At 68.2% G+C, this 23,243-nt stretch carries 21 protein-coding genes and 2 pseudogenes; 14 read left to right on the top strand and 9 right to left on the bottom strand.

Translation table 11 applies throughout. The features are described from left to right. Together ETC07_RS10005 and ETC07_RS10000 are read left to right on the top strand one after the other, a co-directional pair. A pseudogene (locus tag ETC07_RS10005) lies at nt 1–213 on the top strand (ABC transporter permease); the annotation flags it as partial. Between the two features lie 75 nt (nt 214–288). Further along, nucleotides 289–1,170 (top strand): glycine betaine ABC transporter substrate-binding protein, encoded by an 882-nt coding sequence (locus ETC07_RS10000; protein ID WP_136248371.1) that lies wholly within the window; start codon nt 289–291, stop codon nt 1,168–1,170. Between the two features lie 192 nt (nt 1,171–1,362). Here the strand turns inward: ETC07_RS10000 and ETC07_RS09995 are convergent, their stop codons facing one another. Next, on the bottom strand, nt 1,363–1,512 hold the full coding sequence (locus tag ETC07_RS09995) for an exopolysaccharide biosynthesis protein (RefSeq protein ID WP_438590661.1): 150 nt from the start codon (nt 1,510–1,512) through the stop codon (nt 1,363–1,365). A gap of 69 nt (nt 1,513–1,581) precedes the next feature. Here ETC07_RS09995 and ETC07_RS09990 point away from each other — a divergent pair. Continuing rightward, nucleotides 1,582–1,921, top strand: a pseudogene (locus ETC07_RS09990) (LysE family translocator); the annotation flags it as partial. A gap of 4 nt (nt 1,922–1,925) precedes the next feature. On the opposite strand, the gene ETC07_RS09985 reads toward ETC07_RS09990, so the two are convergent. Both ETC07_RS09985 and kynA read right to left on the bottom strand, forming a co-directional pair. Continuing rightward, entirely contained in the window at nt 1,926–3,578 is a 1,653-nt protein-coding gene (locus ETC07_RS09985; protein ID WP_136248370.1) for an acyl-CoA dehydrogenase family protein, read from the bottom strand. A gap of 74 nt (nt 3,579–3,652) precedes the next feature. Then, the gene (gene kynA, locus ETC07_RS09980; protein ID WP_136248369.1) at nt 3,653–4,501 is read right to left on the bottom strand and encodes a tryptophan 2,3-dioxygenase; all 849 of its coding nucleotides are present in this window, start codon (nt 4,499–4,501) and stop codon (nt 3,653–3,655) included. 139 nt (nt 4,502–4,640) lie between these two features. Between kynA and ETC07_RS09975 the strand changes: the two genes are divergently transcribed. Beyond that, the gene (locus tag ETC07_RS09975) at nt 4,641–5,189 is read left to right on the top strand and encodes an NUDIX hydrolase (protein WP_136248368.1); all 549 of its coding nucleotides are present in this window, start codon (nt 4,641–4,643) and stop codon (nt 5,187–5,189) included. 85 nt (nt 5,190–5,274) lie between these two features. Further along, nucleotides 5,275–5,760, top strand: coding sequence for a glutathione peroxidase (locus ETC07_RS09970; RefSeq protein WP_136248367.1), 486 nt, complete (start codon nt 5,275–5,277; stop codon nt 5,758–5,760). 16 nt (nt 5,761–5,776) lie between these two features. Here ETC07_RS09970 and ETC07_RS09965 read toward each other — a convergent pair whose 3' ends face one another. Next, nucleotides 5,777–6,169: a DUF7079 family protein gene (locus ETC07_RS09965; RefSeq protein ID WP_136248366.1), complete on the bottom strand. Its 393-nt coding sequence runs from the start codon at nt 6,167–6,169 to the stop codon at nt 5,777–5,779. 164 nt (nt 6,170–6,333) lie between these two features. On the opposite strand from ETC07_RS09965, the gene fabV reads away from it, so the two are divergent. After that, nucleotides 6,334–7,542, top strand: a complete 1,209-nt coding sequence (fabV, locus tag ETC07_RS09960) for an enoyl-ACP reductase FabV (protein ID WP_136248365.1) — start codon at nt 6,334–6,336, stop codon at nt 7,540–7,542. Between the two features lie 142 nt (nt 7,543–7,684). After that, on the top strand, nt 7,685–8,662 hold the full coding sequence (locus ETC07_RS09955; protein WP_205742534.1) for a GlxA family transcriptional regulator: 978 nt from the start codon (nt 7,685–7,687) through the stop codon (nt 8,660–8,662). On the opposite strand, the gene ETC07_RS09950 is transcribed toward ETC07_RS09955, so the two are convergent. Beyond that, entirely contained in the window at nt 8,634–9,290 is a 657-nt protein-coding gene (locus ETC07_RS09950) for a class I SAM-dependent methyltransferase (protein ID WP_136248364.1), read from the bottom strand. The two genes, ETC07_RS09955 and ETC07_RS09950, sit on opposite strands and share 29 nt — an antisense overlap. Before the next feature lie 175 nt (nt 9,291–9,465). Here ETC07_RS09950 and ETC07_RS09945 point away from each other — a divergent pair, with 175 nt between their 5' ends. Genes ETC07_RS09945 through astB form a run of 5 tightly spaced genes read left to right on the top strand, consistent with a single transcriptional unit; the run spans nt 9,466 to nt 15,668 of the window. Continuing rightward, nucleotides 9,466–10,680: an aspartate aminotransferase family protein gene (locus ETC07_RS09945; RefSeq protein WP_136248363.1), complete on the top strand. Its 1,215-nt coding sequence runs from the start codon at nt 9,466–9,468 to the stop codon at nt 10,678–10,680. A 50-nt stretch (nt 10,681–10,730) separates the two neighbouring features. Beyond that, entirely contained in the window at nt 10,731–11,801 is a 1,071-nt protein-coding gene (locus ETC07_RS09940; protein ID WP_136248362.1) for an arginine N-succinyltransferase, read from the top strand. After that, complete coding sequence (astA, locus tag ETC07_RS09935; protein WP_136248361.1) at nt 11,801–12,847, top strand: arginine N-succinyltransferase; 1,047 nt, start codon at nt 11,801–11,803, stop codon at nt 12,845–12,847. The genes ETC07_RS09940 and astA overlap by 1 nt, the downstream gene beginning before the upstream one ends. Beyond that, nucleotides 12,847–14,316, top strand: a complete 1,470-nt coding sequence (gene astD, locus ETC07_RS09930) for a succinylglutamate-semialdehyde dehydrogenase (RefSeq protein ID WP_136248360.1) — start codon at nt 12,847–12,849, stop codon at nt 14,314–14,316. The genes astA and astD overlap by 1 nt, the downstream gene beginning before the upstream one ends. Continuing rightward, on the top strand, nt 14,313–15,668 hold the full coding sequence (astB, locus tag ETC07_RS09925) for an N-succinylarginine dihydrolase (RefSeq protein ID WP_136248359.1): 1,356 nt from the start codon (nt 14,313–14,315) through the stop codon (nt 15,666–15,668). The genes astD and astB overlap by 4 nt, the downstream gene beginning before the upstream one ends. A 116-nt stretch (nt 15,669–15,784) precedes the next feature. Here the strand turns inward: astB and ETC07_RS09920 are convergent, their stop codons facing one another. Next, nucleotides 15,785–16,834 (bottom strand): SPFH domain-containing protein, encoded by a 1,050-nt coding sequence (locus ETC07_RS09920; RefSeq protein WP_136248358.1) that lies wholly within the window; start codon nt 16,832–16,834, stop codon nt 15,785–15,787. Between the two features lie 2 nt (nt 16,835–16,836). After that, the gene (locus ETC07_RS09915; RefSeq protein ID WP_136248357.1) at nt 16,837–17,295 is read right to left on the bottom strand and encodes an NfeD family protein; all 459 of its coding nucleotides are present in this window, start codon (nt 17,293–17,295) and stop codon (nt 16,837–16,839) included. A 387-nt stretch (nt 17,296–17,682) separates the two neighbouring features. Between ETC07_RS09915 and ETC07_RS09910 the strand changes: the two genes are divergently transcribed. Then, nucleotides 17,683–18,426, top strand: coding sequence for a trimeric intracellular cation channel family protein (locus ETC07_RS09910; protein ID WP_136248356.1), 744 nt, complete (start codon nt 17,683–17,685; stop codon nt 18,424–18,426). Next, nucleotides 18,423–19,475: a DUF3541 domain-containing protein gene (locus ETC07_RS09905; RefSeq protein ID WP_136248355.1), complete on the top strand. Its 1,053-nt coding sequence runs from the start codon at nt 18,423–18,425 to the stop codon at nt 19,473–19,475. Before ETC07_RS09910 ends, ETC07_RS09905 begins: the two co-directional genes overlap by 4 nt. On the opposite strand, the gene ETC07_RS09900 is transcribed toward ETC07_RS09905, so the two are convergent. Together ETC07_RS09900 and ETC07_RS09895 are read right to left on the bottom strand one after the other, a co-directional pair. Then, on the bottom strand, nt 19,469–20,281 hold the full coding sequence (locus ETC07_RS09900) for a PEP-CTERM/exosortase system-associated acyltransferase (RefSeq protein WP_168709211.1): 813 nt from the start codon (nt 20,279–20,281) through the stop codon (nt 19,469–19,471). The genes ETC07_RS09905 and ETC07_RS09900 overlap by 7 nt on opposite strands. A gap of 70 nt (nt 20,282–20,351) precedes the next feature. Next, the gene (locus ETC07_RS09895) at nt 20,352–23,198 is read right to left on the bottom strand and encodes a bifunctional diguanylate cyclase/phosphodiesterase (RefSeq protein WP_136248353.1); all 2,847 of its coding nucleotides are present in this window, start codon (nt 23,196–23,198) and stop codon (nt 20,352–20,354) included. Nucleotides 23,199–23,243: the final 45 nt, after the last annotated feature.

Below are 23,243 nucleotides of genomic sequence, written 5' to 3'. Positions count from 1 at the left end.
TTGACCATCAACGTGGGCACCGTGCCGCTGGCCTTTTTGATCGGTGCCGGTGGCCTGGGTGAGCTAATCTTCACCGGCATCGACCTCTACGATCCGGTGATGATGCTCGCCGGCGCCATCCCCACCGCCCTGCTGGCGATCGCGGTCGACGCCATCGTCGCGATCAGCGCCTTCTTGCTGGTGCCCCGCGGCGTCAACCCGACACGGGCCTGAAGCGGCCTCGCACTTTTTCGGCCGCCCCGGCGGCCTCATGTGAAAGACCAAGCCGACAATACCAAGGAGACCACCATGAAACGCTTGATGATGACACTATCCGGCCTGGCCCTGGCCGGTGCCATGACCAGCGCCCAAGCCAACGAGATTAACGTTGGAGGCAAGAACTATACCGAGCAGCTCATTCTTGCCAACATGACCGAGCTGTATCTCGATGGCTTGGGGTATGACGTGACCCGGCGCGATGGCATGGGGTCCGCGGTACTCCGCCAGGCCCAGGAGAACGGCCAGATCGACCTCTACTGGGAGTACACCGGCACCTCGCTGATCGTCTACAACGATATCAGCGAGTCGCTGTCCCGCGAGGCCACCTATGACAAGGTCAAGGAACTCGATGCCGAGAAGGGCCTGGTGTGGCTGGAGCCGTCGGACGCCAACAACACCTACGCCATGGCCATGCGCGAGGATTATGCCGAGGAGCACGGTATCGTGACGCTCGATGATCTGGCCGATGCGGTCAACGACGACATGGACCTGACGGTGGGGCTCGACACCGAGTTCTATTCGCGGGATGACGGCTGGCGTCCGCTGCAGGAGACCTACGACTTCAAGGTGGGGCGTAGCGATATCGTTCGCATGGATACCGGCCTGATGTATTCGGCCCTGCGCGACAGCGAGGTCGATGTCGCGGTGGTCTTTTCCACCGACGGTCGTGTGCCGGCCTTCGGTCTGCGGATCCTGGAAGACACCAAGGGCTATTTCCCGGCCTATGCGCTGACCCCGGTGGTGCGCGAGGAGACCCTGGAGGCCAACCCGGAGCTCGCCGAGCAGATGAGCGCGCTGTCCGATCTGCTCGACGATGAGACCATGGCCAGCCTCAACGCCCGGGTCGACGTTGAGCGCGAGACCATCGAGGACGTGGCACAGTCCTTCCTCGAGGAGCAGGATCTGATCTAACGGACTACGGCAGCGCCAGCAGCGTTTTGGTGCTGGTGATTCGCTGGGACAAGGAAGGCCGCCTGCGGGTGGCCTTCCTTGTCGTTGTGTGCCAGGCATGGTGCGCCGGGCGTCGCCCCAAGGGGCGCTGGCAGGCACGGTCCGGGGTGAATATGCCCGACGGGCATGCGAAGCGGTCGGCTCCGGTCGGGCTTAGGCGAGGCCGATGACCACCAAGGCCAGGGTGGTGCCGGTCAGCAGGTAGGCCGCCAGCGCCATCAGCCCATCCTCGGCGAGCAATGCCAGGCCGAAGAGCGTCAGCGCCAGGCCGCCGCCGTTGGCGGAGAAGGGCACCAGTTCCATCGGCGGCATGGTCAGCCCGATCAGCAGGCAGGTCAGCGCCACGTCCAGGTGGGCCAGGGCGCAGGTGAGTGGGGCGGGGCGGCCTACCTGGCCTGGCTGGGCATCAAGGCCCTGCGGGCCGGGCACGGCGGCCCGCGAGGGCATGCTGGTGGCGCTCGGCAATCCCAAGCTGATCCTGTTCTTCGTGGCTTCACTTAGCCAGTTCGTGACGCCGGACATGAGCCTCGCCGCCCGGGCGATCATCGTGCTCACGGCGATGATCATCGACGGCGCCTGGTATGTGCTGGTGGCCGTCGGCCTGTCGCACTCACGCGTGCTGCCTTGGTTGCAGGCTCGGTCGCACTGGATCAACCGTGCTACTGGGGGTACTGCAGCTGGCGCTGCGGTGGCCCTCGGGCCGGTCGGCTAGCACTCTAGCTCGGTAGACGGTCGAGCAAGGCCTCCAGCGGGGCATCGGGGGGCAGCACCCCGAAGGCGGCGCCAGCGCCGTCGCCGAGTCGGCTGCGACAGAAGGTCTGGCCCACCGCGTCCGGCGCATGGCGCAGCAGCAGGGCGGCCTGCAGGCACTGGGCCAGGCGTTGGGTCAGCCAGCGGGCGCGAGGCACGAGGGCCTCCGGCGGCCCGCCCAGCTGGCGTTCCAGTTCCCCCAGGGCCCGGTCGAATGCTGGTGAAGCCCCCTGGGCCGGGGCCAGCTCCGCCCGCAGCGCCGCCCACGCCTCGGGGTGCCGGTCGAGCACCCGCAGCACGTCCAGGCAGATCACGTTGCCCGACCCTTCCCAGATCGAGTTGACCGGCGCCTCGCGGTAGAGCCGTGCCAGCGGCGTCTCCTCCACATAGCCGATGCCGCCCAGGCATTCCATGGCCTCGGCCAGGAAGCCCGGTGCCCGCTTGTTGTGCCAGTACTTGGCCAGCGCCGGCAGCAGGCGGGCCAGGGCGCGTTCGTGTGCGTCACCGCGGGCGGCGCCGTCGAAGGACCGGGCGGTGCGCAACGCGAGCGCCACGCCGGCCTCCACCTCCAGGCTCATGTCGGCGATCAGCACCCGCATCAAGGGCTGTTCGGACAGCCGGCGGTCGAAGGCCCGGCGGTGGCGCACGAAGTGCCAGGCCTCGACGAGCCCCTGGCGCATCATCGCCACCGGCGCGGTGGCGGCGTCCAGCCGGGTCTGCTGCACCATCGACAGGATGGTCGCCACGCCGCGGCCGGGTTCTCCCAGCGGCTGGGCCCAGGCGCCGCGATACTCGATCTCCGCCGAGGCGTTGGCGCGGTTGCCGCACTTGTCCTTGAGGCGTTGCAGCTCGAGGGGGTTGCGCGTGCCGTCCGGGGCGAAGCGCGGCACGAGGAAGCAGCTCAGGCCATCATCGGTCTGGGCCAGGGTCAGGAAGGCGTCGGACATGGGTGCGCTGCAGAACCACTTGTGGCCGCTCAGTCGCCAGCCGTCGCCACACGGCTCGGCGCGGGTGGTGTTGGCGCGCACGTCGCTGCCGCCCTGTTTCTCGGTCATCGCCATGCCGAAGGTCAGGGCGCGCTTCTGCGCCGCGGGTAGCGCTCGTGGGTCGTAGTCCCAGGCCAGCAGCCGGGGCGACCATTCGCCGAGGGCCTCGGGCGAGGCGCGCAGCGCCGGCAGGGCGGCGTGGGTCATGGTCACCGGGCAGCAGAAGCCCGGCTCGGCCTGGGTCAGCAGGTACAGGGCGGCCACGTGCGCCTGGTGGCCACCGCGGCCTTCCTCCTGCCAGGCCACGGCATGCCAGCCGTGGTCTAGTGCCAGATGCATCAGTTCATGGTAGGCCGGGTGATAGGCGACCTCGTCCAGGCGTCGGCCGTGGCGGTCGAACAGCCGCAACTCGGGCGGATGATGGTTGGCCGCCTCGCCCAGCGCCTGCACTCGCCGGCTGCCGACCTCGCGGCCCAGCGGGGCCAGCCGCCGGGCGACCCAGCCGGGGGCTTCGCGGGCGAGCGCCTCCTGCAGCGGCGTGTCGTCGGCCAGGGCGTCGCGGTCCTCGGGGGCGGGCGGCTGGTTGGTCACCGCATGGGTGGCCAGCCGGTCGCGGGGGGCATGATCGTGCATGGCGGACCTCCGGCAAGCTGCCTGACTTGAGCATGGCGGCTGCCGGGGATGTGGTCAAAGTCGCTCGGGGCGGCCTACAGCGAGGTGCGCACCGACCACAGTTCCGGGAAGAACTGCAGGTCCAGCGCCTTCACCAGGTAGTGCACACCGGCCGAGCCGCCGGTGCCGCGGCGATAGCCGATGATGCGCTCCACCGTCTTCATGTGGCTGAAGCGCCATTTCTGGAAGTTGTACTCCAGGTCGACCAGCTTCTCGGCCAGCTCGTAGAGGTCCCAGTGGGTCGCGGTGTCGCGGTAGATCGTCGCCCAGGCGGCCTCGACCTCGGCACAGGCGGTGTAGGGCTCTGCCCAGTCGCGTTCGAGGTGGCCGGCGGGAATCGCGAAGCCGCGCGTGGCGAGCCGCTGCAGCACGATGTCGTAGAGGCTCGGCGCCTGGAGCACCGTCGTCAGATGATCGTAGTGCGCGGGGTGGGCGCGGTGGGCCTCGACCATCTTGGCGTTCTTGTTGCCGAGCAGGAACTCCAGCTCGCGGTACTGGAACGACTGGAAGCCCGAGCTCTGCCCCAGGGTGTCGCGGAAGCTCGAGTAGTCGGCCGGCGTCATGGTCACCAGCACCTCCCAGGCGTGGATCAACTGCTCCTGGATGCGGGCGATCCGGGTCAGCATCTTGAACGCCGGGCGCAGCTCGTCGCGACGGATGCAGTCGGCGGCGCCGTGGGCCTCGTGGAGGCAGAGTTTCATCCACAGCTCCGAGGCCTGGTGGATGACGATGAACAGCATCTCATCGTGCTGGTCGGAGCGCGGGTGCTGGCAGTCGAGCAGCGCCTCCAGCCCCAGGTACTGGCCGTAGCTCATGTCCTGGTCCCAGTGGATGGCCTCGTTGTCGAGGTCGACGCGCGGGCGGTGCGAGCGAGGGTGAGTCATGGTGGGCTCCATGGCGAGGAGGAAGTCACATGGTGTCGCTGGATCGACTCTACGCGGCGATAGCGTGGATGAGGAACGCGCGCCGTGGACGCTCCGGGGCTGACTGGGTAGGCTGAGGGCATTTCCCCGGAGAGCGATGATGACCGACGACGCCCTGGCGCCCGCCGCGCTGCCTGCCCCGCGCATCGCCGATGAGAGCATCCAGCTGGTGGATGCCCGCAACCGGCCTTGTGGCAGCGCATCCCGGGCCACCATGCGGCGCTATCGTTACTGGCATCGCGCCACCTACATCGTGGTGTGCAACGCCGCCGGAGAGTTCTGCGTGCAGCGTCGTACCCTGACCAAGGAGGCGTTCCCCGGGGGCCTCGACCTGGCCGCCGGCGGGGTGGTCGGCGCCGGCGAGTCGGTGCACCTGGCCGCCCGCCGCGAGCTGGCCGAGGAGTTGGGCATCGTCGGCGTGCCGCTGCGCCACGTGCTGGAGTTCGTCTATGACGCGGATGGCCATCACATCTTCGGCAGCGCCTACCGGGTCGACTACGACGGGCCGCTGTGGCTGCAGGCCGATGAGGTCGCCGACGCCTTCTGGTGTCGCCCCGAAGAGGCCCTGGCCCTCGAGGGCGTCACCCCGGACACCCGCCAGGCGGTCGAGGCGCTGTGGCATGCCGGGCGCCTGAGCGTCGGCGGATGAGCCGCGGGCCGGCGGCGAACGCGCCGGGACTGGCACCGCGCGGTGCGGCGTGGCATCGTGAGGGAACAGACAGCGAGCCGGTACCATGAGCCTTCATGATCATGACTGCCACACCTTCCGTGGCGAACCCTTCAACCTAGGTGCACTGCGCGGTCAGGTGCTGCTGATCGTCAATGTGGCGAGCCGCTGCGGCTTCACCCCCCAGCTGCGCGATCTCGAGCGGCTTTACCGCCGCTACCGCGATCGTGGCTTCACCGTGCTGGCCTTCCCCTGCAACCAGTTCGCGCGTCAGTCGCCGGAATCGGCCGAGGCCTTCTGTACCTTCGGCGAGCAGGAGTACGGCGTGACCTTCCCGCTGCTGGAGAAGGTCAAGGTCAACGGCCGCGCCGCCCACCCGCTGTTCGTCGAACTCAAGCGGGCGGCGCCGGGGATGCTGGGCACGAAGATGATCAAGTGGAACTTCACCAAGTTCCTAGTGGGCCGTGACGGGCGGGTGATCCGCCGCTTCTCGCCGCGGGACGGCGAGGCGGCATGGATCGAGGCGTTGGAGCGGGCCTTGGACGAAGACTGAGCCGCCGTTCGCTCGATCAGGAAGGCACGTCCTGGCCGCGGGCGATCATCAGCCGCTCCATCAGTTCGTTCCAGCGGTGGCGGGTCATCATGGTGGTCAGCCCTGAGAACAGCGCCCAGGTCTTGCGGCGCCAGCCGCGCAGCCGCAGGTTATGGGCGACCAGCTGGCGCATCAGCTTGTGGTCGTCGAAGTGGCGCCACTCGCTGGCCACCGACATCTGCTGGCGAGCCAGCACCGGCGCCAGTTCCAGGCGGAAGACCCACTCCAGTTCATGCGCCGTCAGGTCATGCTGCTGGATCACTTCGATCATGTGCGCATAGTCGGTTTCCCGTGGTTCCCGCTCCAGCCACAACGGTGCCAGCGCCAGCCAGAGGTCGCCGCGCGTGTCGACGAGGGTCTGTGCGTCCATGGGATCTCCTGCAGGATGGGGTGTCGAGCATCCTGCCCCAGCCGGCGGCCGCGCTCAAGGGCGGACAGCGCCGGGCGAGGCCGCTAGAATGTCGCCACGTACGAATCCCACTTCACCGGGACGCCGGCATCCGGCGCCCCGCTGCGAACGCCAAGAGGTCTAACGTGATCATCAAGCCCAAGGTCCGCGGTTTCATCTGCACTACCACTCATCCCGTCGGCTGCGAGCAGAACGTGCTCGAACAGATCGAGGCGACCCGCGCCCGGGGCCTGGACAAGAGCGACGGGCCCAAGAAGGTCCTGGTGATCGGGGCCTCCAGCGGCTACGGCCTCTCGGCGCGGATCACCGCCGCCTTCGGTTACGGTGCCGATACCCTGGGGGTGTTCTTCGAGAAGCCGAGCACCGAGAAGAAGCCCGGCACCGCCGGCTGGTACAACGCCGCCGCCTTCGACAAGTTCGCCAAGGCCGAGGGCCTGTACAGCAAGTCGATCAACGGCGACGCCTTCTCCCACGAGGCGCGTGACAAGGCCATCGAGCTGATCAAGCAGGACATGGGCCAGGTCGACCTGGTGGTCTACTCGCTGGCCTCGCCGGTGCGCAAGCTGCCGGACTCGGGCGAGATGAAGCGCTCCAGCCTCAAGCCGATCGGCGAGACCTATCGTGCCACCGCCATCGATACCAATAAGGATGCCATCATCGAGGCCGAGGTCGAGCCGGCCAGCGAGCAGGAGATCGCCGACACCACCGCGGTGATGGGCGGCGAAGACTGGGAGCTGTGGATCGACGCCCTGGACCAGGCCGGTGTGCTGGCCGAAGGTGCCCGCAGCGTGGCCTTCAGCTACATCGGCACCGAGATCACCTGGCCGATTTACTGGCATGGTGCCCTGGGTCGCGCCAAGGAAGACCTCGACCGTGCCGCCGGGGCGATCGACGCGCGTCTGGGCGAGCAGGGCGGCGGCGCCAACGTGGCGGTACTCAAGTCCGTGGTCACCCAGGCCAGCGCCGCCATCCCGGTGATGCCGCTCTACATCGCCATGGTCTACCGGGTGATGAAGGAGCAGGGCCTGCATGAGGGCACCATCGATCAGCTCAACCGCCTGTTCGCCGAACGGCTGTATCGCGGTGAGGGGCAGGGCAGCGCCGGGACCGACGAGGTCGGCCGCCTGCGTCTCGACGACTGGGAACTGCGCGACGACGTCCAACAGGCCTGCAAGGAGCTGTGGCCCCAGGTGACCACCGAGAACCTGTTCGACATCACCGACTATGCCGGCTACAAGCACGAGTTCCTGAAGCTGTTCGGCTTCGAGCGGGACGACGTCGACTACGATGCCGACGTGGCGACCGAGCGCCACTTCGATGTCGTGAACCTGTAACCCAGGCCCCGCGGCACCGCCGCCGTGGCCTTGCCAGCGACGCCGGGCGCTCCGCCCGGCGTCGTCGTGTCCGGGCGGCTGTGTCGGTCGACGGCTTCGGCTAGAATGGAGCCTTTACGCCCACGCTCGCGAGAGACCACCCATGCTTGATGCCCCACCCCCTGCATCGGCCGTGCCGCTGTCCCGGCATGTCGGGGTGCTGGTGCTGCCCGGCTTCTCACTGCTGGCCCAGGCCTGTGCCACCGAACCGCTGCTGGTGGCCAACCGCCTGGCGGGGCACGGCCTCTATCGGCTTTCGACCTTCGCCATCGACGAGCGCCCGGTGGCCAGCGCCGCCGGCCAGGCACTGCTGCCGCAGGCGTCGGCCGGCGAGCCGGACCAGGCCCTGGATATGCTGCTGGTCTGCGCCCCCGGGCCGCTGTCCGGCAGCGTGCCCGAGGCCGTTCTGGGGTGGCTGCGGCGGCTGGCCGCCGCCCGGGTGGTGCTGGGCGGCATCGGTGGCGGCACCGAGGTGCTGGCCCGGGCGGGGGTGCTGGAGGGCTATCGGGCGACCCTGCCCTGGCCGCGCTTCGAGGCCTTCGCCCGCGACTATCCCCGGGTGCGGCTCTCCCAGCAGCTGTTCGAGATCGACCGCGACCGCCTGACCTGCGGCGGCGGCACCGCCGCCATGGACATGATGATGACGCTGATCGGCAGCCAGCACGGCGCCGAGATGGCCGACCGCATCTCCGAACACTTCGTGCTCGAGCGCATCCGCATGGGCGACGAGCCCCAGCAGGTGCCGCTGCGGACCCGGCTGGGCAGCGCCCCACAGAGCCTGGTCGATGCGGTGGCGCTGATGGAGTCCAACATCGAGGAGCCGCTGACCACCCACGAGCTGGCCGAGCACCTGGGCATCTCGCGGCGCCAGCTGGAACGGCTGTTCAAGAAGTACCTGCAGGCGGTGCCCAGCCGCTACTACCTCAACCTGCGCCTGCAGCAGGCCCGCAAGCAGCTGCGCGAGAGCGACCGTCCGGCGGGCGAGATCGCCCTGCAGACCGGCTTCTCCTCGGCGGCGCACTTCTCCACCGCCTACCGCAACCACTTCGGCATCACGCCCCGGGAGGAACGCCTGGGCTGAGCGTCGCTGCGCCACGCTTGTGGGCCAGCAGCGCCCGGAACAGCGAGCCCATCAGCACCGGCCGGTCGGCCTCGATGGCGAAACCGGCGCCTTCCAGCAGTGGCCGGGCCTGGCGGGTGATGTCGGTGGCGATCGCCGAGGTGAGCAGATTCAACGTCCGCCTGGCCCGCCCGGAGGGTCGTGCGTCGGCCTGGAACTTGTCCATCACGCACAGCCGGCCATCGTCGGCGAGTACTCGATGCGCCTCGGCCAGCCCGCGCGCCGGGTCGGGCATCACCGCCAGGATCAGGTGCATGACCACGACATCGAAGTGAGCGTCGGGGTAGTCGAGCGCCTCGCCATCCATCACCGTGGCGCGTACGTCGAGCGCCTGGCTCGCGGCGCGCTGCTCGAGGCGCCGCAGCATGGCCGGGCTGAGGTCGGTGGCGTGCAGCTCGATGTCGTGGGGCAGCCAGGGCAGGTCGAGGCCGGTGCCGGCGCCGACCAGCAGTACGCGCATGCCGGGTCGCCAGGGCACCTGGGCCAGCGCCTCGCGGCGTGCCCGTCGAAAGGCGCGCTCGGCCACGGCGTCGTAGACCGGCGCATAGAGGTCGTAGCGACGACGGTTCCAGGCGGTGGTGTTGCGCATGCGTAGTCTCCCTGTTCAGGCCATCAGCTTACCCGATGACGCCCGCCTGCGCGCCGCTCCTGCCTTTTACACAAATCACCGTCCCATTGCTGAAAGCCTCCCGGGAAGGGGCTCCCTATACTCGAATGATCCGATTCATCCTGAACGAGCCCGGCTCGAGACAACGGAGAACGACATGACCCAGACACCGACCCGCAGCGATTTCGACCAGTACATGGTGCCCAACTATGCGCCCCAGAAGACCATCCCGGTGCGCGGCGAGGGCAGCCGCCTGTGGGATCAGTCCGACCGCGAGTACATCGACTTCGCCGGGGGGATCGCGGTGAATTCGCTGGGCCATTGTCATCCGGTGCTGGTGAACGCCCTCAAGGATCAGGCCGACAAGCTTTGGCATCTGGCCAACGTCTATACCAACGAGCCGGCGCTCAAGCTGGCGGGTACGCTGGTCGAGCGCACCTTCGCCGACAAGGTCTACCTGTGCTCCTCCGGCGGCGAGGCCAACGAGGCGGCGCTCAAGCTGGCGCGGCGCTTCGCCCACGACACCCATGGCGAGCACAAGGACAAGATCATCTCCTTCCGCCAGTCGTTCCATGGCCGTACCTTCTTCACCGTCAGCGTCGGCGGCCAGCCCAAGTATTCCCAGGGCTTCGGGCCGGTGCCGGGGGGTATCCTGCACGCCGAGTACAATGACCTCGACAGCGTCCGCGAGCTGGTCGGCGATGACACCTGCGCGATCATGGTCGAGCCGATGCAGGGCGAGGGCGGCATCCTGCCCGCCGATCCGGCCTTCCTGCAGGGCCTGCGCGAGCTGTGCGACGAGCACGACGCGCTACTGGTCTTCGACGAGGTGCAGACCGGCGTGGGCCGCACCGGCTCCCTCTACGCCTACATGGAATACGGCGTGACCCCGGACATCCTGACCAGCGCCAAGGCGCTGGGCGGCGGCTTCCCGGTAGGCGCCATGCTGACCACCGACCGCGTGGCCCCGGCCATGGGCATCGGCACCCACGGTTCCACCTATGGCGGCAACGCCCTGGCCTCCGCCGTGGCCCTGGCTGCCGTGGAACATATCGACACCGCCGAGGTGCTGGGCGGCGTCAAGCAACGCCATGACCTGTTCCGCGAGCATCTCGAGGCGATCAATCGCCAGCACGGGGTGTTCAAGGAGATCCGCGGCATGGGCCTGCTGATCGGCGCCGAGATGAGCGACGAGTACCAGGGCCGCGCCAAGGAGATCCTGCCGCTGGCCATCGAAGAGGGTGTGATGGCGCTGATCGCCGGCCCCAACGTGCTGCGCATGGCGCCGTCGCTGGTGATCCCCGAGGCCGACATCGCCGAAGGCATGGCGCGCCTGGAGCGGGCGATCGCCAGGCTGGTGGCCGCCCAGTGAGTCGCGGCCACACCATGCACGATCCGCAACCATCCGCGGGAGGCCAATCCATGCTGGTCGTACGCCCCATCCGTCCGGCGGACCTGCCGGCCCTGGAGCGGCTGGCGGGTAACGCCACGCCGCGCCTGACCAACTTGCCGGCCCATCGTGACCGCCTCGAGGAGCGTATCGCGCGCTCCCAGCGGGCCTTCGAGTCCGAGGTGGAGTTCCCCGACGACGAGCACTACACCTTCGTGCTCGAGGACCAGGAGCGCGACGAGGTGGTGGGCACCGCCACCGTGCGTGCCCAGGTCGGCGCCCGGGAGGCCTACTACACCTACCGGCAGGAGACCCTGATCCACGCCTCGCAGCAGCTCGATGTGCGCCGCGAGGTGCAGACGCTGGCGCTGTCCCATGAGGTCTCCGAGGCCAGCCTGTTGTGCGCCTATTCGCTGGACCCGCGCTATCGCGGCACCAGCGCCGAGAGCCTGCTGCGGCGTGCGCGGCTGATGTTCGTCGCCCAGTACCCGGAGCGCTTCGCCGAGATCCTGGCCATGGCCTTCCCCGGTTTCCTGGATGCCGACGACCAGTCGCCGTTCTGGAACAGCGTGGGTCGTCACTTCTTCGTGCGCGACTTCCAGGAGATCAACTACGTGGCCGGGGTGCGCTCGAAGAGCTTCATCGCCGAGGTGATGCCCCAGTTCCCGCTCTACCTGGCGTTGCTCACGCCCCAGGCGCGGGCCGCCATCGGCCGTGAGCACCCGGCGCACGAGCCGGCCATGAACGAGATGCTGGGCGAGGGCTTTCTGCGCTCGCGCCACGTCGACATCTTCGATGCCGGCCCGGTGATCAAGGCCGAGCGCGAGCGGCTGCAAAGCTTCCGGCGGGCCGCCTGGCACCCGGTACGCATCCGTCCGGCCCATTCGCTGCCGGATGCCGAGCCGGCGATGATCGCCAACCAGCGGCTCGACGACTTCCGCTGCGTGGTGGCGCGCTATGCGCTGTCGCCCACCGGCCAGCTGATGCTGTCGCCGGAACATGCCGAGCAGCTCGGCGTGGAAGAAGGGCGCGCCGTGCTGGCCGCGCCGCTCGCCCTGCCGGGCGACGCGCATGACCCGGGCTACGACGAGGGAGAGCTGTGATGCGCATCCGACCGATTGCCCCGTCCGACCTGGACGAACTGCAGGCCCTGGCCCACGAGACCGGGGTGGGCTTCACCTCGCTGCCCGACAACCGCGACTTCCTGGCCGCCAAGATCGATACCGCGGCGAGTGCCTTCGCCCAGCAGACCCCGGCGGATCAACGTCTCTACTTCTTCGTACTCGAGGATGAGGCCACCGGCCGGCTGGCCGGCTGCTGCGCCATCGAGGGCCAGGTCGGCCGCGAGGTGCCCTTCTACCATTACCGGGTGGGTACCCTGGCGCATTCCTCGGTGCAGCTCGACCTGCACCGTACCATCGACACCCTGTTTCTGAGCTCGGATCACACCGGCGATGCCGAGGTGGCCTCGCTGTTCCTGCGCCCCGAGTATCGCGGCGCCGACCGCCGCGCCGAACGTAACGGCGCGCTGCTGTCGATGATGCGCTGGCTGTTCATGGCCGAGTTCCGCGCGAGCTTCCCCGAGAAGGTGCTGGCGGAGATGCGCGGGGTGTTCGATGCCGAGGGCAAGAGCCCCTTCTGGCATTGCCTGGGCAGCCACTTCTTCCCCATGGACTTCGATGAGGCGGACCGCCTGACGGGGCTGGGGCAGAAGAGCTTCATCGGCGAGCTGATGCCCAAGTTCCCGATCTATACCCCCTTCCTCTCCGAGGAGGCCCGGGCCTGCATCGGCGAGGTTCACGAGCACACTCGGCCGGCGCTGGCGATGCTCAAGAAGGAAGGCCTGCGCTGGGAAGGGTTCATCGACATCTTCGACGGTGGCCCCACCGTGGAAGCCTATATCGACGACGTGCGCGGCGTGCGCCTGTCGCGGACCTGCCGGGTCGAGGTGCAGGCCGGCGAGCTTTCGCAGGACGAGCGGCCGCACTGGCTGGCCGCCACCACGTCCATGGCCGGGTTCCGTGCGACCTGGCTGGGGCGTGGTCCCGACGACGATGGCGTGGTGACCCTGAGCGAGGCCGAGGCGGCACGCCTCGAGGTCGGCTCCGGCGATACCCTGCGCATTCTGGATAGTGACGAGGAGGCGTGATGAAGGCGACGCAACGGCTGCTGATCGGCGGCCAATGGCATGACGGTGAGGCCGCGGGCTTCATCAAGCAGGACCCGGTCGCGGGTGACACCCTGTGGCAGGGCAATGCCGCTTCCGAGGCACAGGTAGGCGCCGCCGTCGATGCGGCCCGCGCCGCCTTCCCGGCGTGGGCCCGCCAGACCTTCGAGCAACGCCAGGCGGTGGTCGAACGCTTCCGCGAGGTACTGGAAGGCCACCGCGAGGACCTGGCCACGGCGATCGCCGCCGAGACCGGTAAGCCGCTGTGGGAGGCACGCACCGAGGTCGGCGCGATGATCGGCAAGGTGGCGCTCTCGGTGCGCGCCTACCAGGAGCGCACCGGCGAGCGCGAGCGCGACCTGGGCGACGCCCAGGCGGTGCTGCGCCACCGGCCGCATGGCGTGATGGCGGTGTTCGGCCCCTACAACTTCCCCGGCCACCTGCCCAACGGGCACATGGTGCCGGCGCTGCTGGCCGGCAACACGGTGGTCTTCAAGCCCAGCGAGCAGACCCCGCTGACCGCCGACCTGACCCTGCAGTGCTGGCGCGAGGCCGGCCTGCCGGAGGGCGTGATCAACCTGGTGCAGGGTGCCGCCCCGGTGGGCCAGGCGCTGTCGGCTAACGCCGGTATCGACGGCCTGCTGTTCACCGGCAGCGCCAAGGTCGGGGGCCTGCTGCAGCGCCAGTTCGCCAACCAGCTCGACAAGATCCTGGCCCTCGAGCTCGGCGGCAACAACCCGCTGGTGGTCAAGGACGTGCCCGACCAGGACGCCGCCGTGCTGACCATCCTGCAGTCGGCATTCTTGTCCGGCGGCCAGCGCTGTACCTGCGCCCGGCGGCTGATGGTGCCCGAGGGCGAGGTGGGCGATCGTCTGCTGGAGGCCCTGTCGGATGCCATCTCGCGGCTGCATGTGGCCGGCCAGTTCAGCGAACAGGCACCGTTCTACGGTGGCCTGGCGAGCGTGGCCGCCGCCGATGGCCTGCTCGCCGCCCAGGACGACCTCGAGGCCCGTGGCGGCAGCGTACTTTCGCGCATGGCCCGCCTGCAGGAGGGCACCAGCCTGCTGTCGCCGGCGCTGATCGACGTCACCGGCCTGGAACTGCCCGACGAGGAGCACTTCGGGCCGCTGCTCAAGGTGCACCGCTATCGTGACTGGGACGAGGCCATGCGGCTCGCCAACGACACCCGTTACGGCCTCTCCGCCGGGCTGATCGGCGGTGAGCGCGACGACTGGGACGACTTCCTGCTGCGCATCCGCGCCGGCATCGTCAACTGGAACCGCCAGACCACCGGCGCCTCCGGCGACGCCCCGTTCGGCGGCGTGGGCGACAGCGGCAACCATCGTCCGAGTGCCTACTACGCGGCCGATTACTGCGCCTACCCGGTGGCCTCCGTGGAGAGCGAGGCGCTGAGCCTGCCCGACAAGCTGCCGCCGGGGGTGACGCTATGAGCCGGGAGACCGATCCGAGCGTTTGCGAGGTGAACTTCGACGGCCTGGTGGGCCCGACCCATAACTACTCGGGGCTGGCCCATGGCAATGTGGCATCGATGAGCCACGAGGGGCTGGTGGCCAATCCTCGCGAGGCCGCCCTGCAGGGCCTCGAGAAGATGAAGTCGCTGATGGACGCCGGTTACGCCCAGGGCGTGTTGCCGCCTCAGCAGCGTCCGGACCTGGGCGCGCTGCGTGCGCTCGGCTTCACCGGCGACGATGCTCGGGTGCTGTCCCGGGCCGCCGCCGAGGCGCCGCAGCTGCTGCGCGCGGTGTGCTCGGCCTCCACCATGTGGACCGCCAACGCCGCCACGGTGACGCCGAGTGTCGACGCCGCGGATGGCCGGGTGCACTTCACGCCGGCCAACCTGCAGTCGAGCTTCCATCGCTACCTGGAGCCGGCCACCACCGGTCGAGTGCTGGGGGCGATGTTCCGTGACGAGCGCTGCTTCGCCCATCATCCGGTGCTACCGGCGACGCCGGCCTTCGCCGACGAAGGCGCGGCCAACCATACCCGGCTGGCCGGCGAGCATGGCGAGCCGGGCGTGCATCTCTACGTCTATGGTCGGCAGGCCTTCGGCGGCGATGGCGTCGAGCCACGGCGCTTCCCGGCCCGCCAGACGCTGGAGGCCAGCCAGGCGGTGGCGCGTCAGCACGGCCTCAGTGAGGCGCAGACGGTGTTCGCCCAGCAGCATCCCGAGGCCATCGACGCCGGGGTCTTCCACAACGACGTCATCGCGGTGGGCAATGGCCCGGTGCTGCTCTACCACGAATACGCCTTCCGCGACGAGCAGGGCACCCTGGAGGCGCTGCGCGCCAAGATGGCCACGCCGCTGATTCCGGTGCGCGTGCCGGTGGAGGCGGTGAGCCTCGACGATGCGGTGGCCTCGTATCTCTTCAACTCCCAGCTGCTCAGCAACCCGGACGGCACCATGACCCTGGTGGTGCCCGGCGAATGCCAGGAGCGCGAGGCGGTATGGCGCTGCCTGCAGGACCACCTGCTGGCGGGCAACAACCCCATCACCGAGGTGGTGGTGAAGGACGTCAAGCAGAGCATGCGCAACGGTGGCGGCCCGGCCTGCCTGCGGCTGCGCGTGGCGCTTTCCGCGGCGGAGCGGGCCGCGGTATCGGGCCGGGTGCTGCTCGACGACGCCCTGCACGGTGAGCTAACCGCCTGGGTGCGGCGCCACTACCGCGACCGCCTGGCGCCGGCCGATCTGTCCGACCCCGCGCTCGCCCATGAGACGCTCGCCGCCCTGGACGAGCTGACCGGCATCCTCGAGCTGGGCAGCGTCTACCCGTTCCAGCGCTGAACGCGATCCGTGGCACGCCCTGACTGGCCCCGCCTGGTGCGGGGCCTTTTGCGTGCGGAACGCCCGGTCAACGGCGCGCTGCGTCGTTCGACACAGGCGGTGTGGCGCGCGAGGTCTCAGGCGCCGTTACTGGCGCCGCCGACCATGCCGCTACGCAGCCCGTCCCGCTGGCCGTGGGGCTTGAGGTGAGAGGCGACGGCGTCTTCCGGTGAGCCGGCGAGTTCGCGGAACATGCCCATGGAACCGAGCAAGGCGGAGGATTCGTAGGGCACGAAGACCCGCTCGCCTTCTTGCGCCATGTGGGGCAGCCCCTTGATATAGCTCTGGCCCAGCAGGTAGCCCACCACCGTCTGCTTGTTGTCCTCGCTGTCGCCGAGGGCATTCAGCACCAGCTTGATCGACTCCTGTTCGCCCTGAGCGCGCAAGATGGCCGACTCCTTGTCGCCCTCGGCGTTGAGGATCGCCGACTCCCGCTGGCCCTGGGCCATGGCGATGGCCGCGGACTTCTCGCCTTCGGCTTCGGTCACGGTGGCCCTGCGCTTGCGTTCGGCGGCCATCTGCAGGCGCATGGCGGATTCGACCTCCTCGGGCATGGCGATGTCCTGCACCTCGACCCGTGAGATCTTCACGCCCCACTTGGACGCGGCTTCTTCCATGGCCGACTGGATCTCGTTGTTGACCTCGGCGCGTGACTCGAACAGCTTGTCGAGCTCCATCTTGCCGACCACCGAGCGCAGGGTGGTCTTGGCCAGGACTTCCACGGCCTGGCTCATGTTTTCCACTTCATAGACGGCGCGCTTGGGATCGATGACCTGATAGTAGAGGGCGCCATTGATGGTCACCGTGACGTTGTCGGTGGTCACCACCGGTTGGCCGGGAAAGTCCATGACGGTTTCGCGGCGGTCGATCCGTGTCTCGTCGCTGGTCAGGGCCTGGTAGTCGTCGCCCATCTTGCGGTAACGGATCATGGTGATGGCACGGGGTTGCTCGATGAACGGGATGATGATATTGATGCCGCTTTCGAGCAGGCGGTTGAACGACCCCAGGCGCTCGATGACCATGACCTCCGATTGGCGAACGACGACCAATCCCTTGACGAGGATCAGGACGCCGATGGCGACAAAGATCAGGGCGAGAATGAGCCCGGGGCTGACGGGGAGTTGCATGATTAAGGCTCCTTGGAGGTGGCGAGTGCAACGATGGCGGTGGTGCCATCGAATTCCTTGAAGGTCACGAGGGTATCCGCCGGGAGATCGGTCTCGTCGGTCGAGGCGAGACGGATACGATAGAAGTCGCCATTGACCTTGATGCCGCTGGCGCCATCGAAGTCGCGCTTGAGCACACGATAGGTATGGCCCTGTTCCACGCCGGTGCCGGTGGTGCCGTAAGCCACGCCCGAAGGGGAAAATCGTGGGCGCAGGCCCCAAATCGCGAGCGGGACCAGTAGCCCCGAGGCTACGCCCATCCCGAGCAATTGCCATGACAGGCCGACCCCCATGGCGGCGAGCACGGCGGTCAGTGCCGCGGCCACACCCAGTGCCAGCAACAGCAGCGCCCCCGAAGCCAGTTCGGCCAGCCCCAGCAGCAAGGCGATGAGCAGCCAGGTATAGGCGGGATTCCAGTCCATGATAGCTCCGTGGTCGAGGTGGCCTGGTGGCGTTCCGATTGATGCCGCGAGTGGCGTCAATCGCTGTGTGCTGTCTTGGCCGCTTGAGCGCTGCCGGCGATCAGCACGGGCATATTGTGCCCCAGCCCTGATGTCAGGGTATCGCCACGAGCTGCATGAGTGAAGCGAGTGGCCCCCGAATGTCGGATCAGGCGCTCGGGGAATCGCAGGCGTCTCCACCGCCGTCTGCACCGGACCGGGCCGCATGCCGTCTATCCGCCGCTGCGTACCTTAGATGAGTCGTCAGATGATCCCGTGCAGGGACGCCGGGGCCACAAAATCCGGTCGCTGGCGGCATCGGGCGTCGTGCCTGCTATATGGTGGCTGATACGGCAAGGGGGAGTCGACGTGACAGCATGGATCTACTGGCTGGACATGGCGGGGGTGATCGTCTTCGCGCTGTCCGGAGTGGTGCTGGCCTGCCGTTCGCGGATGGACCCTTTCGGCATGCTGGTGCTGGCCGCGGTGACCGGCATCGGTGGCGGTACCCTGCGTGACCTGGTGCTGGGTGTGCGCCCGGTGTTCTGGGTCAGCGATCCTTCCTACCTGTGGGTGATCCTGTCAACGGTCGGGTTATCGATGCTCGGCTTCCACTACATTCATCGCCTGTCGCGGGTCTTCCTGCCGGTGGCCGACGCCTTCGGCCTGGCGTTGTTCACGGTGATCGGCACCCTCAAGGCCCTGACTCTCGACGTGCCGGGCGTGGTCGCCGTGCTGATGGGGCTGCTGACCGGGGTGGCCGGTGGCATGGTGCGTGACGTCTTGGCTCGCCGGGTGCCCATGGTGCTGCGCCAGGAGGTCTATGCCAGCGCCTCCATCGCCGGCGGGGTGGTGCTGGTCGGCCTCGACGCCCTGGGGGCAGCCTCCGGCGTCAGCGTGACCGCCTCGCTGGCGACGACCCTCGGGCTGCGACTATCGGCCATCCATTGGGGGCTGGCGCTGCCGGTCTTCGCTTGGGTGACGGTGGCCCCACCACCCGCGGCGGCGACCCGCGAGGCACAGGGTTCGACGGAGCCGCCGCCTCGCCGACCCAAGGCCCGGGTCAAGCTGATCCCACCGGAGCGGTCGCGGCGCCGCGGGCGGTCGTCATGAGTGCCTTCCGGGCCTGGTGGCTGGGCGGGCTGCTGCCGGTGTTGCTGGCCGGCTGCGCCCTCGCGCCTTCCGCGCCGCCTGCCGACGAGGCGGTGGCCGCCGAGATACGTGCCACCTATGAGCGAGCCCTGCCGAGCCTGTCGGCCGGCAAGCAGAGACATTATGCCCAGCGGCTCTATCGCATCACCGGCGAGGCCCGCTATCTGCCCCTCAATCGCGACTATGGCGAGCGGCTGGTCGCCTCATTGCGCGAGGAGTTCGCCGGGTTGGGCGAGCCCGGTTACGTGGCGCGGCGTAGCCGCGAGGGCGTCACGGGCTACCCCGAAGCCTCCGCCAAGCAGCGTCGCCGTAAGCGGATGCTCGCCGACTGGGGCGAAATCCTCTATGCCAAGGGCTTGGCCTTCGACCTGACCCAGGCCCATTATCATGGTCTACTCGACGAGCGCACCCTGCCGGGTCATCGGCGGGCGCTCGACTATCTGTCGGGCGTCGACTTCCGGGCCTTCGTGACCGATCCGAGGGTGCTCGACGTCTATGCCGCCCAGGTCGCCAACCTGGTCTACTACCTGCACGACCTGGGTGTGGTGGATCTGCGCGGCGAGGCCATCGCCGCCTTCCGCGCGCGCTTCCCGCCGTCTCGGGACGCGACGCTCGACCGGGCGCTGTTTCGCAACAAGATTTACGGCATGACCCACTTCGTGATCGCCGCCAGCGACTACTACCAGCGCCCGGTGTCGGCGGATGAGTTCGCCTGGGTCCTTGAGGACTTCGCCGATGATCTGGCGCGCATCCTCGCCGAGACCAAGGAAGACATCTATACCGAGGTGGGGATCAGCTTCCTGCTGGCCGGCCGGGAGCAGGCGCCCGCCATCGCACGCCTGCGCGAGGCCCTGGTCGAGACCTTCGACCCGCTGGCCGGCATGGTGCCCTCGGAATCGGGGAGCACCGACCTGGAGGATGGCGAGCACCGCAATGTGCTGGCGATCATGCTGCTGGACTGGCCCGAACGGCTGTATCCGGGGCCGTTGCTGTCATCGGGCGGTCAGTAACAGGGTGTCGATGCCGGTTGGGTCAAGGCCTCGGGCAGCTGTGCGGCCAGCCGCCGCTTGATGTCCAGGTAGAGCGGCATCAGGTCGGCATGCATGTCCTGCTCGGCCTGTTGATGATCGATGTAGTAAGCATGGCGCGTGCCATGAAACTCGATGGCCTGGCTGACGCGTGTGAAGTGGAACCCGGACAGGGCAAGCAGCCGGGGGAGCCGGGGTTCCATCATGGCGAACACGTGCCGCCTGCCGGTCAGTCCTACCAGCGAGTAGGTGATCAGGAAGAGTCCGATCGCCAGCAGGGGAAAGGTCCGGCTCTCCTGAGCGGAAAACACGTAGTCGGTGGCATGCTGTGGCAGCGGGTCATCCTTGCCCGAGGCGCTGCGAAAGGGCCGGGCAATGGCCAGGCGAGACACCTCGCAGACGCGGGCGCGCGGGAGCGCCCTGGGGTCGATCTCGGGGTGGTCGAAATACTCGCCGCCCTGAATCTCGACCGGCAGGTGATGGAATCGCGACGCGGCATCGTCCGACGGCATGACCAGCCGCATGCAGCCCGCCGACAAGCCGCTGGCACGGTGCCTGATCAGGCAATGGATGGCGGAAGGATCATATTCGTCCTGTTCCAGGTGGTGCGAGCTGTCCTCGTGCATCGCATAGTGAAACTCCTGCAGGAAGACCTCATGCCTCAGGGCATAGACCCGTTGTTTCTGCGCGTCGCTGTTGGCCACGATGAACTCGTAGTCGCGTTCGAACGCCGCGAGGGTCTCGTTGTCCAGTGAGGATCTGCGAGGTCTGACGTTATCGGAACACATGCGCTTTCCTTGAAGTGGTTCGACGGAGTCTTGGTGCCTGGTGGCAAGATGGGGGGCGGAGCCCGCTCGCTCAACCTCGACAAGAGGGGCAGCCCGCATCGTCGCCGAAGACCTCTTCCAGGGGGTGCGGCCGTCCCAGGTGATAGCCCTGTCCATACGCGACGTCATACTCGCAAAGCAGGGGAATCAGCTCTTCCTGGTCGACGAATTCGGCGATGGCCTGTTTGCCGAAGCCCGTCGCGAGGTCGGCGATGGCCTTGACGATCACGCGGCTGTCCGGGCTATCGGTCAGGTTGCGAATGAAGGAGCCGTCGATCTTGATGTAGTCGACCGGCAGCTGGCCCAGCGAGTGGAAGCTGCTGAAGCCCACACCGAAGTCGTCCAGCGCGGTGCGACAGCCCAGCTCGCGCATCGCCTGCAGTACACTGCGAGCGGTGGAGAAATCCGTCACGGCGGCGGTTTCCGTGATCTCGAGGATCAGCTGGTGAGGGTCGGCACCGCTGTGCGCCAACTCCTCGGCCAGGAACTGCTCGAGCCCCTTGTCGTGCAACGACTGTCCCGAGAGGTTGACCGCCAGGCTGATGCCTCGCCCTTGCAGGCGTCGCAGCGCCTTGAGGCTGTGGCGCAGCACCCAGCGATCCAACTGGGCGATCATGCCGTTGCGCTCGGCGATCGGGATGAAGTGGGCGGGCGAGACCAGGCTGCCGTCTTTTTCGCGCATCCGGATCAGCACCTCGTAGTGCTTCACGTCACCGTCCGCCAGCCGCACGATGGGCTGTACCATCAGCGTGAAGTCGTCATCTTGAAGGGCCTTGTGCAGGCGCTCGGCCCAATAGACCCGTGCCTTCAGCTCGCTTTTGGCGCTCTCCAGGGTCGATAGCAGGTGCCAGCGTTGGTTGCCATGTGCCTTGGCCTGGTACATGGCCACATCGGCGCTGGCCAGCAGGTCAGCGGGAGTCTCTCCGTGCACAGGATACTGGACGATACCGATGCTGGCGATGGCCCGGTGGCGCCGCCCGCCGGCCCGGAAGTGCAGGGCCTCGAGCCATTGATTGCACTGCTGCGCGAGGCTGGTTGCCTGGTCGGCATCGGCGCCCTCGAGCAGGATCGCGAACTCGTCTCCCCCCAGGCGGGCGATATGGCCGCGATGGTCGAGGTGAGAGAGCAACAGCTCGGCGATTTCGCGCAGCATTCGATCGCCGGCATGGTGGCCACTCAGCTCGTTGATCTCCTTGAACTGGTCCAGGTCCAGCAGCAGCAACGCCCCCCGGCCATCATGCTCCAGGGTTTCCTGCAGGATCTCCTGGAAGTGGCGGCGGTTGTGGAGGGCGGTCAGCGGGTCGCGCTCGGCCAGCCAGGTCAGGCGATCCTCGGCGGCCTTGCGTACGGTGATGTCGAGCCCCACCGAGAGCCGTGCCATATCACTGCCGCCGCCGGTCAGCGGGGCGTGATACCAGATGATGGTGTGTTGCTGGCCGTCGGCCGTGTACAGGCTGCGCTCCTCTTCCTCTTCGCCGCCGCCGGTCGCCGCCATGGGCGCGGTTCCAGGGCGGGAAAAGACCGCGTCGAAACGTCGCCCGATCAGCTGGCTTTCCTCGATCTCGAGCACCGCCAGGGCATAGGCATTGACCAGGCTGATGCGGCCCGTGGCGTCCTGGGCGACGATGAACACTCGGGCGGTGTCGAGCAGGCCGCCGATGAAGTCGCGCTCTTGGGCCAGTTCGTCGACCCGCTCGGCGAGCTGCACGCCGCGGGCCTGGACCTCGCCCTCCAGGCGTTCGAGCTGCCGGGACAGCTCGACGGTGGCGACGACCAGCACATCGATCTCGTCGGGCCTGCGCCCCGACGTGGCGGGGATGGCACTGCGGGCCTCGGCGAATCCGCCGCGGGCCAGCGTCGGTAGCACGCTGGCGACGCGCCGCAGGCGCGCCATGGGGCCGAGCAGGATGGCCAGCAGCAGCAGTTCGGCGGCTAGCCAGCCGGCCACGCCGGCGATCAGCAGGGATCGTGTATCACGAGTGATGGCATTCACCTGGGCGGTGATGTCCGAGATCAACAGGATATAGCCGTTGCCGTCCGGGGTCTGTCCAGGCGTCACGGGAATGACCGATAGCTCCTTCAGGCGCTCCTCGTGGGACAGGCGCAAGGGTTCCTCGGCGAGTGCGGGCAGCGAGAACCGTTCGGCCGCCCGGCGCAGCAGTGCCAGGCCCGGTTGTTCTTGGGTCAGGGCCAGCAGATGGCCCTGCCAGCCAGTCAGCCACCGCACCGGAGGGGTCGAAATGGCGGCATGGGGCGTGGTGGCGACCAGCGCGACTTCACTCTTCGAGACCGACTTGACCTGGCGGATGACGTCGGCGAGTGAGCGCGACAGGATGACCAGGCCCACGCTCTGGCCGTCGATCAATACTGGCACGGCGGCATATTGGCGGCATCTGGCATCGCAGCGCAGGGTGGTCAGCGGCATCTCGGTGCTCAGCACCCGCGAGATCCAGTCCTGGATCGGTTGAGAAGCGTTCGGCGTGTCGCCCCAGCGGGCCATCGCCTCGCCTTGGGTATCGAAGATCAGGATCTCGTCGATGCCGGCATCCAGCTGCAGGGTCGGCCATTGCGAGGCCAGCGATGCCTGGACGGCCGCGGCGTCGCCCGTTTCCAGCGCCTCGCCTAGCCCCGATGAGGCCGCGGTCAGCCCGGCGAGCTGACGCAACCGCTCTTCCGAACTCCGCAGGGCCAGATGGACCTCTCGCTGATGGAGGGCGTGCTGCTGCAGGCGGATTTCCTGAAATTGGCGGGTCAGGTTGGAATGGCCGAGCCAGGTGAATAGCGAGACCAGCACCAGCAGCAGCAGGCTGCTGAGTGCGCTCACGCGCCAGGTCAGGCTCAGCGAACGGCGATGGCCATCGGCTAGGGGCTGGGGCATCTCTCCGGTTCCTTGGGTCGTCTGGGGGATACGCTCGGAGAAGGC

The organism is Halomonas borealis (assembly GCF_004798905.1).
GTDB lineage: Bacteria > Pseudomonadota > Gammaproteobacteria > Pseudomonadales > Halomonadaceae > Halomonas > Halomonas borealis.
Note: the sequence above shows the minus strand (reverse complement) of the source record. Positions and strands in the feature narration are given on the sequence as shown.

Bases quoted from the DNA above. Each gene is read 5' to 3' on its own strand.
- ETC07_RS10000 (WP_136248371.1), top strand. From the start codon at position 289: ATGAAACGCTTGATGATGACACTATCCGGCCTGGCCCTGGCCGGTGCC.
- ETC07_RS09995 (WP_438590661.1), bottom strand. From the start codon at position 1,512: ATGGAACTGGTGCCCTTCTCCGCCAACGGCGGCGGCCTGGCGCTGACG.
- ETC07_RS09985 (WP_136248370.1), bottom strand. From the start codon at position 3,578: ATGCACGATCATGCCCCCCGCGACCGGCTGGCCACCCATGCGGTGACC.
- kynA (WP_136248369.1), bottom strand. From the start codon at position 4,501: ATGACTCACCCTCGCTCGCACCGCCCGCGCGTCGACCTCGACAACGAG.
- ETC07_RS09975 (WP_136248368.1), top strand. From the start codon at position 4,641: ATGACCGACGACGCCCTGGCGCCCGCCGCGCTGCCTGCCCCGCGCATC.
- ETC07_RS09970 (WP_136248367.1), top strand. From the start codon at position 5,275: ATGAGCCTTCATGATCATGACTGCCACACCTTCCGTGGCGAACCCTTC.
- ETC07_RS09965 (WP_136248366.1), bottom strand. From the start codon at position 6,169: ATGGACGCACAGACCCTCGTCGACACGCGCGGCGACCTCTGGCTGGCG.
- ETC07_RS09955 (WP_205742534.1), top strand. From the start codon at position 7,685: ATGCTTGATGCCCCACCCCCTGCATCGGCCGTGCCGCTGTCCCGGCAT.
- ETC07_RS09950 (WP_136248364.1), bottom strand. From the start codon at position 9,290: ATGCGCAACACCACCGCCTGGAACCGTCGTCGCTACGACCTCTATGCG.
- ETC07_RS09945 (WP_136248363.1), top strand. From the start codon at position 9,466: ATGACCCAGACACCGACCCGCAGCGATTTCGACCAGTACATGGTGCCC.
- ETC07_RS09940 (WP_136248362.1), top strand. From the start codon at position 10,731: ATGCTGGTCGTACGCCCCATCCGTCCGGCGGACCTGCCGGCCCTGGAG.
- astA (WP_136248361.1), top strand. From the start codon at position 11,801: ATGCGCATCCGACCGATTGCCCCGTCCGACCTGGACGAACTGCAGGCC.
- astD (WP_136248360.1), top strand. From the start codon at position 12,847: ATGAAGGCGACGCAACGGCTGCTGATCGGCGGCCAATGGCATGACGGT.
- astB (WP_136248359.1), top strand. From the start codon at position 14,313: ATGAGCCGGGAGACCGATCCGAGCGTTTGCGAGGTGAACTTCGACGGC.
- ETC07_RS09920 (WP_136248358.1), bottom strand. From the start codon at position 16,834: ATGCAACTCCCCGTCAGCCCCGGGCTCATTCTCGCCCTGATCTTTGTC.
- ETC07_RS09915 (WP_136248357.1), bottom strand. From the start codon at position 17,295: ATGGACTGGAATCCCGCCTATACCTGGCTGCTCATCGCCTTGCTGCTG.
- ETC07_RS09905 (WP_136248355.1), top strand. From the start codon at position 18,423: ATGAGTGCCTTCCGGGCCTGGTGGCTGGGCGGGCTGCTGCCGGTGTTG.
- ETC07_RS09900 (WP_168709211.1), bottom strand. From the start codon at position 20,281: ATGTGTTCCGATAACGTCAGACCTCGCAGATCCTCACTGGACAACGAG.
- ETC07_RS09895 (WP_136248353.1), bottom strand. From the start codon at position 23,198: ATGCCCCAGCCCCTAGCCGATGGCCATCGCCGTTCGCTGAGCCTGACC.